The following is a 14,041-nucleotide window of genomic DNA, read 5'->3' as shown; positions in this document are numbered from 1 at the left end:
CCTGGGGAAGGTCAGGCTGCACATGCTGTGCCAAATCTAATCCAAAACCATACTAAACGAATTTCAAGATACAAGGGGAGTGGAAAAGCAATACACTGTATCTGGAACGTGGATTTTCTCAAATTCTCGGCACGCTGCGTATTGGTGATATGTACACGTCAGCCGATATATTTGATTCCGTTCGCTTCAGCGGAGTTCGGTTATTTCGTGATATGCAGATGTTGCCAAACTCGAAGCAAAATTTTACCCCGCGGGTACAGGGGATTGCCCAGAGTAACGCGCTGGTAACTATTGAACAGAACGGTTTTGTCGTTTATCAGAAAGAGGTTCCACCAGGCCCGTTTTCGATTAGTGATTTGCAGTTAGCGGGCGGAGGTGCGGATCTTGATGTGAGTGTTAAGGAAGCCGATGGTTCAGTTACTACATATCTGGTGCCTTATGCGGCAGTACCTAATATGCTGCAACCCGGCGTGTCGAAATATGATTTTGCAGCGGGCCGTAGTCATATTGAAGGTTCGAGCAAGCAAAGTGATTTTGTCCAGGCAGGTTATCAGTATGGTTTTAATAACTTATTGACGCTGTATGGCGGCACGATGATTGCTAATAATTACTACGCGTTTACCCTGGGAACAGGTTGGAACACGCGCATTGGCGCAATTTCAGTCGACGCAACTAAATCGCACAGTAAGCAAGACAATGGTGATGTGTTTGACGGGCAAAGTTATCAAATTGCTTATAACAAATTTTTGAGCCAAACATCGACACGTTTTGGTCTGGCGGCCTGGCGTTATTCGTCGCGTGATTACCGGACGTTTAACGATTATGTGTGGGCAAATAATAAAGATAATTATCGTCGTGATAAAAACGATGTCTATGATATTGCCGATTATTACCAGAATGATTTTGGTCGCAAAAATAGCTTTTCCGCCAATATGAGTCAGTCAATGCCAGAAGGCTGGGGATCTGTGTCATTAAGTACTTTATGGCGGGATTACTGGGGGCGTAGCGGCAGCAGTAAAGATTATCAGTTGAGTTATTCCAATAATTTGCAACGGATAAGCTATACCCTCGCGGCAAGTCAGGCATATGACGAGAATCATCATGAAGAGAAACGCTTTAATATTTTTATATCGATACCCTTTGACTGGGGAGATGACGTTACGACGCCTCGTCGGCAAATATATATGTCTAACTCAACGACGTTTGATGATCAGGGTTTTGCCTCAAATAATACGGGATTATCAGGAACAGTAGGGAGTCGAGATCAGTTCAATTATGGTGTCAACCTGAGTCATCAACATCAGGGAAATGAAACGACAGCAGGGGCGAATTTAACCTGGAACGCGCCTGTGGCGACAGTGAATGGCAGTTATAGTCAGTCGAGTAATTATCGGCAGGCTGGAGCCAGTGTTTCAGGGGGCATTGTCGCCTGGTCGGGTGGCGTTAATCTGGCGAATCGTCTTTCTGAAACTTTTGCCGTGATGCATGCGCCGGGAATTAAAGATGCTTATGTGAATGGGCAAAAATATCGCACCACGAACCGTAATGGTGTCGTGATATATGACGGAATAACTCCTCATCGGGAAAATCACCTGATGCTGGATGTATCGCAAAGTGACAGTGAAACAGAATTACGCGGTAACCGTAAAATTGCCGCCCCTTATCGCGGCGCGGTCGTTCTGGTCAATTTCGACACCGATCAACGCAAACCCTGGTTTATAAAAGCATTAAGAGTGGATGGGCAACCGTTAACATTTGGCTACGAAGTCAATGATATCCACGGTCATAATATTGGCGTTGTCGGCCAGGGAAGTCAGCTTTTTATTCGCACCAATGAAATACCACCAGCGGTTAATGTGGCAATTGATAAGCAACAAGGGCTTTCATGCACAATCACCTTCGGTAAAGAGATTGATGAAAGTAAAAATTATATCTGTCGGTGAGAGGTGGAATATGATTTTCAGAAATGGAATGTTACTAATTTTTATTTTATGGGCTAATTTTACCTGGGCTGGATGTCGTACCACTGCATCATTAAATATTACTGATAGTATTAATGTGGGGGAGATTTTAGCGAATGAGGTTTCCTTTAGTAAAAGTGTCGTGTTTACGGGGATATCTTGTGATACGAGCACGGATAAAATAGTCTATAAAAATATCCAAAGTGATTGGGTTGAAGTTGGACCTTTTGGTAATGGCGAAAAGTTAAAGGTTAAAATAGAGTCTTTAGGTAAAACCAGTGACACGATTGGGAAATCCAGCAATGCGCAGGCAGTATTACCCTATGTGGTTAAAATATCCAAAGGTACACCTGATTTTACTGGAGAAAGAAAACCTACCTGGTTTATTTCAGATACTGTGATTGCAAATATTGGCGGTGAGTCATCTTCATCCATTGACTTTTGGTTGGGCATTTGTAAGACATTGAAGATTAACTGGTGTGTAAGTTATCTCACCAGTAAACTGGCGGGGGATACATTTACGCTTGGGTTAAGTATTTCCTATTATCCTAAAAATACGACCTGTAAGCCTGAAAACACAATAATAAAAGTAGATGATATTGCCTTGTCCCAACTCAGAAGTCAGGGAAAGATTACGGCGAACAGTAAGGAAGGAATAATTACGTTGAAGTGTGATAATCTTTTCGGCGGCACAAAACAAGCATCGCGGAATATGGTCGTATATCTTTCCAGCAGTGACTTAGTTACAGGAAGCAATACAATTTTGCGTGGCAACATAGATAATGGTGTAGGATTTGTTTTGGATCTAAAAGAACCACCAAAAGGGACTGAAGCAGCCATCAAAATTTCTGCTAGCGGCGATCAGGGCGCGGCGACATCATTATGGAAAACAGATAAACCCGGAGCTCCTTTAAATAGTAATATTATTAATATACCTGTCCTGGCCAGTTACTATGTATACGATAAAAATAAAGTTAAATCGGGTGCACTTGAGGTAACTGCACTGATCAACGTGAAATACGACTAATAACAAACAAGACGAGCAAGTGGCTAATAATAAAAAATAATAAGGTGTCTGCATTTCCCCCTCTCTCCGAGGGGGCTTTTTTTAGCGATGATAAAAAATCTCACCGTCGTAGGCTTTAATGATTTTTCCGTCGGTATCATTGATCAGCACATATGCACCGCCCATATAGGTCCAGTGGGTTCCAGCGTCAGGTGCGGGCAAGTTACGCAACTGCCACTGCTTAATGTTGTACTCATCGGTACGGTACATTTCTGGTACGGTGTCACCTGGTTTGAAATGCTTGAAGTCAGCAATGAAACTGCTTAACTCATACTTCGAAATTCCCGAGGCATTGGTCGAACCCGCGGTGGCTGGTGCGGCCCATGCTGCGCTGGTTACCAGCAAAAGCGCACCCAGCAACATCTTATTTTTTATGGTCATATACTCTCCACTTTGGGGATCAGTAAAATCAGTCGCATATCTTTCCTGCCATACAATATAACCGACAAGAGATATTTTGTTAGTGATCCCATGATTTCGTAAAAAGTGTAAATGAAAGGATGCAGCAAAAGCATCCTCATTGAGCGAGAAGTGAGCGGAATAAGCTGATTTAAGAATCATCCTGGGCTAAAGGGATAACGAAGCCCAGGTGATTGTTTTATCTCATAATACCCATAAAGCCATGCACTCCCATATACAATCCGACTAAACCAATTAACAGACTGGAAAAATAGGGGGCGCGTTTAGCGAGAGTGTTAAATCCGCTCCAGCGTTTTGCAACCTGCTGAACACTGATTGCTGCGCCAACGCCTACGGTGACTAGCGTTAATGCCAGGCCGATGCTGAAACTGACGACCAGAGTTGCACCCAATGTGAGGGCTTTCAACTGAATGCAAATCAACAACACTGTTATTGCCGCAGGGCAGGGGATAAGCCCGCCGGTTAAGCCAAACAGCAAAATTTGCCAGTTGGTGACCTCTCTACCATCAAAGCGTCGTTTAATGTCACTGGCATGGGCCAGCGCATGAGCATCCTGATACTCGTCGCTCTGACCATGCTCGTGATGGTGATGATGTTCGTGATCATGGTCGTGATGATGTTCATGGTCATGATGGTGATGCTCGTGCATATTCTCAAGCCAGTTTCTTTCACCGCGCCAGGTACGCCAGAACATCCAGAATGCGGTGCCAAGAATGATCACCGCGGAAATCAACTGAAGCCACGGCTCCGCTGACTGCGCAGTAAAGCGTTTGCTGATCACCATCCCGCCAAAGGCAATCAACCAGACCACCGCCGTATGTGAAATAGTTGCCGCCAGTCCAAGCATCACCGCCTGTTTAATGGTGCCTTTAATGGCGATGATAAACGCTGCCATCATCGTTTTTGAGTGCCCTGGCTCCAGCCCATGAAGCGCACCAAGTAAGATGGCGCTGGGGATGAAAAACCAGGCGTTTCCTTGCTGAAGAAGAGTGGTAAATTCGGTCATGATAATAATTCTTAGTATTAAATCGACGCCCTGATTCTACTCCCCCCCAGTACATGATACTACCCCCCAGTAGATTAATAGTGCTATGATTTTTCATTATCTTGTTAACCAGGTGTTGCCATGTCTCATACCATCCGTGACAAACAGAAACTGAAAGCGCGCGCCAGTAAGATTCAGGGACAGGTTGTTGCGCTCAAGAAAATGCTCGACGAGCCGCACGAATGTGCTGCCGTACTACAACAGATTGCCGCCATTCGTGGTGCGGTAAACGGCTTGATGCGAGAAGTGATTAAAGGCCATCTGACGGAACACATTGTTCATCAGGGCGATGAATTAAAGCGTGAAGAAGATCTGGATGTCGTTCTGAAGGTGCTGGATTCTTATATAAAATAATTTCACAACGTTATTGTAATATCGCCGTTTTTCCTCGTTTACAACGTGTGCGCGGGGCCTTACCATCCTTATCTGCGATCCATCATCGCAACCAAACGACTCGGGGTGCCCTTCTGCGTGAAGGCTGAGAAATACCCGTATCACCTGATCTGGATAATGCCAGCGTAGGGAAGTCACAGACCATCAGGTCATTGCTTCTTCACGTTATGGCAGGAGCAAACTATGCAAGTCGACCTGCTGAGTTCCGCGCAATCTGCGCGCATGTTACACCTCTTTCACCAACACTCTCCCCTTGTGCATTGCATGACCAATGATGTGGTGCAAACCTTTACTGCCAATACCTTACTGGCGCTCGGTGCATCGCCAGCGATGGTTATCGAAACCGAAGAGGCCAGTCAGTTTGCGGCCATCGCCAGTGCCTTGTTGATTAACGTAGGCACACTGACGCAGCTACGAGCACAAGCGATGCGTGCTGCCGTAGAACAGGCAACACGCTCCCAAACCCCCTGGACGCTTGATCCGGTCGCGGTTGGCGCACTTGAATATCGCCGTCATTTTTGCCACGAACTTTTATCGTTAAAGCCAGCGGCGATACGCGGTAATGCCTCTGAAATTATGGCATTAGCTGGTATCGCCAATGGTGGTCGCGGTGTGGATTCCACCGACGCCGCAGCCAACGCGTTACCCGCAGCACAAACACTGGCGAATGAAACCGGGGCTGTCGTCGTGGTCACGGGCGAGGTAGATTATGTTACCGATGGTCGTCGCATCGTTGGCATTCACGGCGGCGATCCGTTAATGACCAAAGTGGTAGGAACTGGTTGTGCATTATCGGCAGTTGTCGCTGCCAGTTGTGCATTACCGGGCGATACGCTGGAAAATGTTGCATCTGCCTGCCACTGGATGAAACAAGCCGGAGAACGTGCGGTCGCCAGAAGCGAAGGGCCGGGTAGTTTTATCCCCCATTTCCTTGATGCGCTCTGGCAACTGACGCAGGAGGTGCAGGCATGAAACGGGTTAACGCTCTGACGATTGCCGGTACTGATCCGAGTGGTGGTGCGGGGATTCAGGCCGATCTTAAAACTTTCTCGGCACTTGGCGCTTATGGTTGTTCGGTAATCACCGCACTGGTGGCGCAAAATACCCGCGGTGTACAGTCGGTGTATCGCATTGAGCCTGACTTTGTTGCCGCACAACTCGACTCAGTGTTCAGCGATGTGCGAATCGATACCACCAAAATCGGCATGCTGGCAGAGACGGATATTGTTGAAGCGGTGGCAGAACGGCTGCAACGTTACCAGATCCAAAATGTGGTGCTGGATACCGTTATGCTGGCTAAAAGCGGTGATCCGCTGCTTTCACCTTCGGCGGTTGCCACGCTACGCAGTCAATTATTGCCGCAGGTTTCATTAATCACCCCAAATTTGCCGGAGGCTGCTGCTTTACTCGATTCTCCACACGCGCGTAATGAACAGGAAATGCTGGAGCAGGGGCGTGAATTATTGGCGATGGGCTGTGGTGCCGTGTTGATGAAAGGTGGTCATCTGGATGATGAGCAAAGCCCGGACTGGTTGTTTACCCGCGACGGCGAACAACGGTTTACCGCACCGCGTATTATGACCAAAAACACGCATGGCACTGGTTGTACATTATCTGCGGCGCTGGCAGCGCTGCGTCCGCGTCACACGAATTGGGCTGACACCGTACAGGAAGCAAAAAGCTGGCTATCAGCGGCGTTAGCCCAGGCCGACACGCTGGAAGTTGGCCACGGGAATGGTCCGGTTCACCACTTTCACGCCTGGTGGTGAGCATCATACTATAGCTGCTTTGGCATTTTTCAGCGTGTTCGCGCTGAAATTCAGGGATGAAACCAATGCAGCTAAAAATAGCCAGTCGAAAAAAATTCACCGCCTTGTTCTGCGCTCTGGGGCTAATTTCCATCGTGGCGATTTATCCTCGTCAGACGGTGAATTTTTTCTGGTCGACAGCAATTCAGATTAAAGACTACATCCACTTTTATGGTTATCGCCCGGTCAAATCTTTTGCTATTCGAATCCCTGCCAATTACACCATTCATGGTATTGATGTTTCACGCTGGCAGGCGCGGATCGACTGGCAACGTGTCGCAAAAATGCGCGACAACGGTATCCGCTTACAGTTTGCTTTTATTAAGGCTACGGAAGGCGAAAAGCTGGTAGATCCGTATTTCTCGCGTAACTGGCGTCAAAGCCACAAAAATGGCTTATTGCGCGGGGCATATCACTATTTTTCTCCGTCGGTCTCAGCTTCCGTTCAGGCGCGATTATTTCTGCAAACGGTGGATTTCTCACAAGGCGATCTGCCAGCGGTGCTGGACGTAGAAGAACGTGGGAAATTATCGGCAAAAGAATTACGCAAGCGGGTAAGTCAGTGGCTAAAAATGGTTGAAAAGAGCACGGGCAAAAAGCCGATTATTTATGCGGGGGCGACGTTTTATCACACGAATCTGGCGGGATATTTCAATGAATACCCGTGGTGGGTGGCCCATTATTATCAACGACGCCCGGACAATGACGGCCTGGCCTGGCATTTCTGGCAGCATTCCGACCGTGGACAGGTGGATGGCGTAAATGGTCCGGTGGATTTTAATGTGTTTAATGGCACGGTGGAGGAGCTGCAGGCTTTCGTTGATGGCATTAAAGAAACGCCTTAAATAACCAGCAGTGATATACTTCCTCCAGACTCATCGCCTGGAAAAAGACAAATGGAACAAGCGCATACCCAGCTTATCGCTCAACTGAACGAACGTATTTTAGCGGCGGACAACACGCCGCTTTATATTAAGTTTGCCGAAACGGTAAAAAATGCCGTGCGCAGTGGGGTGCTGGAGCATGGAAATATTTTGCCCGGCGAGCGTGATTTAAGTCAGTTAACCGGCGTTTCGCGCATTACGGTGCGCAAGGCGATGCAGGCGCTGGAAGAAGAGGGAGTGGTGACGCGTTCGCGTGGCTACGGAACGCAGATCAACAACATCTTCGAATACTCGTTGAAAGAAGCGCGAGGTTTTTCTCAGCAGGTGGTGTTGCGTGGGAAAAAACCCGATACGTTGTGGGTTAATAAGCGAGTGGTAAAGTGTCCCGAAGAAGTTGCGCAGCAACTGGCGATTGCCGCGGGCAGCGATGTCTTCTTGCTTAAGCGTATTCGCTATGTGGATGAAGAAGCGGTATCGATAGAAGAGTCGTGGGTTCCAGTGCATTTAATTCATGATGTTGATGCCATCGGTATTTCTCTCTATGACTATTTCCGCAGTCAGCGTATCTTTCCCCTGCGCACCCGTTCCCGCGTTAGCGCCCGAATGCCGGATGCCGAGTTTCAGTCACATATTCAGTTAGATAGCAAAATACCGGTGCTGGTGATCAAGCAAGTGGCGCTTGACCAACAGCAACGGCCTATTGAGTACAGCATCAGCCACTGTCGCAGCGATCTATACGTTTTTGTGTGTGAGGAGTAGTTCTTCGCGCGTTGGCGCGCAATCACCGCCGCGATGTCCGACAACCCACGACGCTACCGCATTGCCCAGCAATACGGCGTCTGCCAGTGGGAGACCGGAGGCCAGTCCGGCAAGCACGCCACCAGCATGGCTATCACCTGCGCCAATAGTGTCCACGACTTGCGTTGGAAATGCCGGAACGCAATCAGAAGCGTTGTTGCTGAAATACCACGCGCCTTCTTTATCGAGACGAACGATCAGCGGCGCGGCAAATTTCTCCTGCCATTGCGTGCCAAGCATTGTGATATTTGCGGATAAAGCAAAACGTTCGGCGGCAATCTCAGCTTCCTGGCGATTGAGCGACACCAGTGGCCGACAGGCCATGATGCGCGCAAGCAATGCATCCGGGATATCGTCAATCCGCGGGCCGAAATCAATAAACGGCGTCACGTCTTGCAGTCCTTCCAGCCATTCCACTAACAATTCGCCACAGGGCGAGGCCAGTTGATAACCGGAAAAATAGAGCAGGCTATCTGGTGCAACGGTTAATCGCGTCAGCCACTGGCTATTCCACTGATTTTCCACACCGCTGAACGACATAAAGGTACGTTCACCATCAGGTTCAACCAGCGCCAGACACCAGCCGTTATCGCCTTCGGCGTTATCGAGCAGGCTGAGCAATCCCTCTTTTGCCATCCGGTTACGAATAATCTCCGACCACACCCCCTGACCGAGCGGCAGGGCGTTATCCGCTTCTATACCGAGGCGTTTTAACGTCACGGCAATGTTCAGCGCACAGCCGCCAACATTTACGCTCTGCTGTTTCAGTTCGATATCGCACCCGCGCCAGGGCAGGGCGTAAGCGTCAGCGATCACATCAATGACAGCCGCACCGACAACCATCACCGGTTGACGCGTAGTTAATTGCGACAGCAGCGTGTGTAACCTGGTGCCGCTCATACCGCCTCCCGTTGTTGGCGATACTTCGCCAGCGCCGTGGCATAGCGGTTGAAATCAAGCTGATTAACCGCATCCAGCTCAGCCTTTAATGCCGGATCGATAGCATTTACGCCATGCAATGCGCCACAAATCGCCGTCGCCATAGCGCCGATGGTGTCAGTGTCACCACCAAGATTGGCGCACAGAATAGCGCAGCGGTTCGGATCGGTTTGTGCCAGTTCAACCAGCGCAATGGCGCACGGAACGGACTCAATAGTGCTGGTGCCTGCGCCAATCACTTGATATAGCTGTTCGCTGGCAGATTCGGTGCCGTCGGCGTGACGAACGATTTTTAGTGCAATCTCCAGACGTGCCGCCAGTGAGGCGCTGAAGGTAGTGATGCGTTTTTGTTGAGCATGTCGCGCAATCGAGGGTAGAGAATCAACAATCGCTGACCAGCTTTCGCCGTCAATGGCACGAGAAATCGCCCATGCAATAACCACCGCCCCCGCAATCGCCAGATCGGATTTATGGGTCGGGCTGGACGCCAGCGCCACATCATCAATAAAGGAATCAACATCACGCGCCGGGAGTAAACACCCCAATGGTGAGACGCGCATCGCCGCACCGTTAGTCACGCCGTTGTTTTCCAGTTCAGCGACGGGTTTACCGTCGCGAATGGCGTTAAGCGCAATTTTTGAGGTCGGGCCAAGCACGTTTTTGTTGAAGGCGTCGAAACGCAGTGCCCAGTCGAGGATTTTACGCCCAATCAGATCCGGGTCGATCTCGCCTTCGCGTTCCAGCAACGCATCCGCCAGGCACAGCGCCATCGAGGTGTCGTCGGTAAATTCGGCGCGGTTAAAATAGCAGGCCGCGTTATTCTCCTTTGGGCCGGGCAGAAAACGGTCAATCCAGCCAAAATGCGCTTTGACGCGGCTGCGCGGCCAAAGCTCGGAGGGCATCCCCATCGCATCCCCTAACGCCTGCCCGTAAAGAGCACCGAGAATACGTTCTGTTTTCATTTTGCTTCCCCTTGTGTCAACGCAATATCGCGATCATCGACCCTAATAGCCGTAATTTCGTTGTCGGATTCGCGGAAAAAAATCATGAACAGCACGGCGATAATGGCAATCATCACCGCACCGAAAGTCCATATCCCGGCCCAGTTGAAGGTCAGCCCGTTGACTGGTTCCTGATAAGCGAACATCATTTCCATCATTACGCCGCCAAGACGATAGCCGAGCAAACTACCGAAACCCTGGCAGCAGAGCGTAATCAACCCCTGCGCGGCAGTACGCATGTGCACGGGGGCTTTTTTGTCGACATAGATGTATGCGGTAACGTAGTAAAAATCGTAACTTACGCCGTGCAGCAAAATGCCGAGGAACAATAGTGCGTAGGTGAAATATTCATCCGCGCTGCCGTAAATAAAGAAGCCATAACGAATCGCAGCGGTGACCAGACCAAGTAATAATACCTTTTTGATACCAAATCGTTTGGTGAAAAACGGCAATGCCAGCATAAAGAAGATTTCAGAGAACTGGCCGAGCGTCATCCAGCCGGTCGCGTTTTTCATACCGACTTCGGTCAGATAACCGTTGGCAAAGATGTAATAGAACGCCAGCGGCATAGCAAACAGGAATGAACAGAAGAAAAAGACGAGGAAGTTTTTATCGCGCAGCAGGATCAGTGCATCCAGGCCAAGCATGACTTTAATATCCATTTTGCCAGTGCTTTTTGGTGGTGTGTCGGGTAGGAAACATGCAAACACACCGAGCAGAGCAGAACTTCCGGCGGTAATCAGCAGCGGAATATTAGTCGGTGAGATATCGGCATAACCCAGCATTTGCGGCAAGAATCCACATGCCAGACCAGAGGCAATCCAGCCGATAGTACCCATCACACGAATGCGTGGGAAATCACGTTCCACATCCGGCACGTTGGCAAAGGCGATGCTATTAGTCAGTGCAATGGTCGGCATATAGGTTAGCGAGTAGGCCAGCAGTAACGGGAAGAATCCGGCAAAAGTGGTCTGTTGCGCAGCGAAATACATCAGCACTGCACCTGCGAACATCAACACAGCCAGCACTTTCTGCGCCGAGAAAAAGCGGTCAGTGATGGAGCCAACCAGAATAGGGGACAGGATCGCCGCGATGGCGGTACAGGCATACGACCAGCTAATTTCTCCGGCACTAAACCCGCTTTTACTTAACCACAGCCACAATGGTACAAACCACGCGCCCCAGATAAACCATTCAACAAACATCATGAACGACAGCTTTGCTGTTGTTTTCATCTTTTGATTCCTTCATGACAGGTAATGTAAGGTACGCGCTGACAATACCATTTGATGATACCTTTTAAATACCTTTGTGGTGAAATCTTGACCGCGGTAACACTTTTTCTGATGAGTCGTGCCAACAGGAAACGCTGAAAAAACAGCCGAAAGATGGAAAAAATAGCTCATAACGACCAGGATTATAATTGCCCGCAAAAGGTGGGCCAGGACAATCCATAGCCGATATCCAATCGGAATTTACGGGAGCATAGTAATGACAGATATTGCGCAGTTGCTTGGCAAAGATGCCGACAACCTTTTACAGCATCGTTGTATGACTATTCCTTCTGACCAGCTTTATCTCCCCGGACATGACTACGTAGACCGCGTGATGATTGACAATAATCGTCCGCCAGCGGTGCTGCGTAATATGCAGACGCTGTATAACACCGGGCGTCTGGCCGGAACCGGGTATCTTTCTATTCTGCCGGTTGACCAGGGGGTCGAGCACTCCGCGGGGGCTTCATTTGCTGCTAACCCGCTCTATTTCGACCCGAAAAACATTGTTGAACTGGCGATAGAAGCGGGCTGTAACTGTGTGGCGTCAACTTATGGCGTGCTGGCATCGGTATCGCGGCGTTACGCTCACCGCATTCCATTCCTCGTCAAACTCAACCACAACGAGACGCTAAGTTACCCAAACACCTACGATCAAACGCTGTATGCCAGTGTAGAGCAGGCGTTCAACATGGGAGCAGTGGCAGTTGGCGCGACCATCTATTTTGGCTCGCAAGAGTCACGTCGGCAGATTGAAGAAATTTCTGCGGCCTTTGAACGTGCACATGAGCTGGGCATGGTGACCGTGCTGTGGGCTTATTTGCGCAACTCCGCCTTTAAGAAAGAGGGCATCGATTACCATGTTTCCGCTGACCTGACCGGTCAGGCGAACCATCTGGCGGCGACCATTGGCGCGGATATTGTCAAACAAAAAATGGCGGAGAATAACGGCGGCTATAAAGCGATTAATTACGGTTATACCGACGATCGCGTTTACAGCAAGTTAACCAGCGAAAACCCGATTGACCTGGTGCGTTATCAGTTAGCTAACTGTTATATGGGCCGCGCAGGGCTGATTAACTCCGGCGGTGCCGCGGGCGGTGAAACCGACCTTAGCGATGCGGTGCGTACTGCGGTTATCAACAAACGAGCGGGCGGAATGGGGCTGATTCTCGGGCGTAAAGCGTTCAAGAAATCGATGGCCGACGGCGTGAAACTGATTAACGCCGTGCAGGACGTTTATCTCGATAGCAAAATTACGATTGCCTGATGTGCTTCATTTATCTGGCCTGCGAACAACACACCTCCCGTAGGCCGGATAAGGCGTTCGCACCGCATCCGGCAAAAATTGATGTACCCCTGTTCAGGAGAGAATAAATTTTTGACTAGCGCAATAACGGGCAGTCCGGCGGTAATCGACAACGCAACGCCGCCGGAAGTATTTCTATATGAAAACGCTGGCCACTTAATGGTTCGCCATCAAGGTTAAAGGTGATTTCATGCGGCGCTTGTATCTCGAACCACGCCGAAGCGCCTTCAACAATATTCGGGTTTTCTTCATCAGGTTTTAAGGTTGAGAAGAGAGCGGGAAGAATTTCGTCACCGGTGAAAATACGCAGTTGCAATAACCCATCGTTAATCAGCGCATTCGGGCACAGTTGCTGACCGCCACCGGCCTGACGCCCGTTGCCAATACCAATAACCAGCGCATCGCCTTGCCAGTGAAAATTTTCACCACGGATTTCACAGCGGTCCGGTTGCAACGTATCCATGCGCATTAAGCCGTGAATGATGTAAGAGACGCCACCCAGCGCGGCTTTTAATTTCTCCGGTGTTTCGGTGGTAATGCGCGTACCAAATCCGCCCGTCGCCATGTTGATAAAACAGGTTTGTTTGTTGACCTGCGCCATATCAATCGCAATGGCGTTACCGGCAATTGCCAGTTTAAGTGCCTTATCCAGCGCTTCAGGAATACCCACACTGGTGGCAAAATCGTTCGCTGTACCTAGCGGCAATATTCCCAAAGCAGGAATGTCATCACCTTCGCACTGAATCAATGCCGTGGAGACTTCATTAATAGTGCCATCTCCACCTCCGGCAATTACCGTTGCAACGCCAAGCTGACGGGCTTCAGCAACATAACGCGCGGCATCATCTTTCTCCCAGGTGGTTCGTACATGGATCGTCATTCCTTCCTCACGCAACAGCATAATCGCTTCGCGCAATATCTCATTGCCAGCACTTTTGCCGTTAAGAATCAGTAAGCTGGCGGGAAAATCTGCCATGGTCGTCTGCCTTTATGATTGGTCTGTAGATAGTGTAGAGCAGAAAAGAAAAGGCGGAGTCAGAACAGGATGAAAGCGTGGTACAAAAAAATAAGCCCGTGTAAGGGAGATTACACAGGCTAAGGAGGTGGTTCCTGGTACAGCTAGCATTTTATGGGTTATGTTTT

Annotated in this window: 13 protein-coding genes, 1 pseudogene and 1 riboswitch; of the genes and pseudogenes, 8 read left to right on the top strand and 6 right to left on the bottom strand. The window is 49.3% G+C overall.

From position 1 onward, the window contains the following. Nucleotides 1-74 precede the first annotated feature (74 nt). Both BEA93_RS19370 and BEA93_RS19365 read left to right on the top strand, forming a co-directional pair. A pseudogene (locus BEA93_RS19370) lies at nt 75-1,943 on the top strand (fimbrial biogenesis outer membrane usher protein); the annotation flags it as partial. Nucleotides 1,944-1,953: 10 nt separating this feature from the next. Continuing rightward, complete coding sequence (locus BEA93_RS19365) at nt 1,954-2,988, top strand: fimbrial protein (protein WP_105224974.1); 1,035 nt, start codon at nt 1,954-1,956, stop codon at nt 2,986-2,988. A gap of 81 nt (nt 2,989-3,069) precedes the next feature. Here the strand turns inward: BEA93_RS19365 and rcnB are convergent, their stop codons facing one another. After that, nucleotides 3,070-3,408 (bottom strand): Ni(II)/Co(II) efflux transporter accessory subunit RcnB, encoded by a 339-nt coding sequence (gene rcnB, locus BEA93_RS19360; protein ID WP_000153060.1) that lies wholly within the window; start codon nt 3,406-3,408, stop codon nt 3,070-3,072. Between the two features lie 217 nt (nt 3,409-3,625). Beyond that, nucleotides 3,626-4,453, bottom strand: a complete 828-nt coding sequence (rcnA, locus tag BEA93_RS19355) for a nickel/cobalt efflux protein RcnA (RefSeq protein WP_000134639.1) — start codon at nt 4,451-4,453, stop codon at nt 3,626-3,628. 120 nt (nt 4,454-4,573) lie between these two features. On the opposite strand from rcnA, the gene rcnR reads away from it, so the two are divergent. The 5 genes from rcnR to BEA93_RS19330 all read left to right on the top strand — a co-directional run bounded on the left by rcnR (nt 4,574) and on the right by BEA93_RS19330 (nt 8,336). Next, complete coding sequence (rcnR, locus tag BEA93_RS19350; protein WP_000019944.1) at nt 4,574-4,846, top strand: Ni(II)/Co(II)-binding transcriptional repressor RcnR; 273 nt, start codon at nt 4,574-4,576, stop codon at nt 4,844-4,846. Nucleotides 4,847-4,937: 91 nt separating this feature from the next. Next, a riboswitch (TPP riboswitch) is annotated at nt 4,938-5,034 on the top strand. Between the two features lie 34 nt (nt 5,035-5,068). Beyond that, on the top strand, nt 5,069-5,857 hold the full coding sequence (thiM, locus tag BEA93_RS19345) for a hydroxyethylthiazole kinase (RefSeq protein WP_001195641.1): 789 nt from the start codon (nt 5,069-5,071) through the stop codon (nt 5,855-5,857). Continuing rightward, nucleotides 5,854-6,654: a bifunctional hydroxymethylpyrimidine kinase/phosphomethylpyrimidine kinase gene (gene thiD / locus BEA93_RS19340; RefSeq protein ID WP_016248946.1), complete on the top strand. Its 801-nt coding sequence runs from the start codon at nt 5,854-5,856 to the stop codon at nt 6,652-6,654. The genes thiM and thiD overlap by 4 nt, the downstream gene beginning before the upstream one ends. 65 nt (nt 6,655-6,719) lie before the next feature. Continuing rightward, on the top strand, nt 6,720-7,538 hold the full coding sequence (locus BEA93_RS19335) for a glycoside hydrolase family 25 protein (protein WP_105224973.1): 819 nt from the start codon (nt 6,720-6,722) through the stop codon (nt 7,536-7,538). A gap of 51 nt (nt 7,539-7,589) precedes the next feature. Further along, complete coding sequence (locus BEA93_RS19330; RefSeq protein ID WP_000434029.1) at nt 7,590-8,336, top strand: GntR family transcriptional regulator; 747 nt, start codon at nt 7,590-7,592, stop codon at nt 8,334-8,336. On the opposite strand, the gene BEA93_RS19325 is transcribed toward BEA93_RS19330, so the two are convergent. The 3 genes from BEA93_RS19325 to BEA93_RS19315 are packed head-to-tail and all read right to left on the bottom strand — an operon-like array spanning nt 8,310 to nt 11,550. Then, nucleotides 8,310-9,275 carry a carbohydrate kinase family protein gene (locus BEA93_RS19325; protein ID WP_001516672.1) on the bottom strand — a complete coding sequence of 322 codons (966 nt, stop codon included), beginning with the start codon at nt 9,273-9,275 and terminating at the stop codon, nt 8,310-8,312. The two genes, BEA93_RS19330 and BEA93_RS19325, sit on opposite strands and share 27 nt — an antisense overlap. Next, nucleotides 9,272-10,276: an ADP-ribosylglycohydrolase family protein gene (locus BEA93_RS19320; protein WP_000846195.1), complete on the bottom strand. Its 1,005-nt coding sequence runs from the start codon at nt 10,274-10,276 to the stop codon at nt 9,272-9,274. The genes BEA93_RS19325 and BEA93_RS19320 overlap by 4 nt, the downstream gene beginning before the upstream one ends. After that, the gene (locus BEA93_RS19315; protein ID WP_001516671.1) at nt 10,273-11,550 is read right to left on the bottom strand and encodes a nucleoside permease; all 1,278 of its coding nucleotides are present in this window, start codon (nt 11,548-11,550) and stop codon (nt 10,273-10,275) included. Before BEA93_RS19315 ends, BEA93_RS19320 begins: the two co-directional genes overlap by 4 nt. A 256-nt stretch (nt 11,551-11,806) precedes the next feature. Between BEA93_RS19315 and fbaB the strand changes: the two genes are divergently transcribed. Continuing rightward, nucleotides 11,807-12,859 (top strand): class I fructose-bisphosphate aldolase, encoded by a 1,053-nt coding sequence (gene fbaB / locus BEA93_RS19310; RefSeq protein WP_000129564.1) that lies wholly within the window; start codon nt 11,807-11,809, stop codon nt 12,857-12,859. A gap of 115 nt (nt 12,860-12,974) precedes the next feature. Here fbaB and yegS read toward each other — a convergent pair whose 3' ends face one another. After that, complete coding sequence (gene yegS / locus BEA93_RS19305) at nt 12,975-13,874, bottom strand: lipid kinase YegS (RefSeq protein ID WP_000753102.1); 900 nt, start codon at nt 13,872-13,874, stop codon at nt 12,975-12,977. Between the last annotated feature and the right edge of the window lie 167 nt (nt 13,875-14,041).

Origin of the sequence: Escherichia sp. MOD1-EC5950, assembly GCF_002965345.1 — a bacterium.
GTDB classification, from domain to species: domain Bacteria; phylum Pseudomonadota; class Gammaproteobacteria; order Enterobacterales; family Enterobacteriaceae; genus Escherichia; species Escherichia marmotae.
The sequence above is the reverse complement of the archived record's forward strand: the minus strand, read 5'-3'. Positions and strand labels throughout refer to the sequence as shown.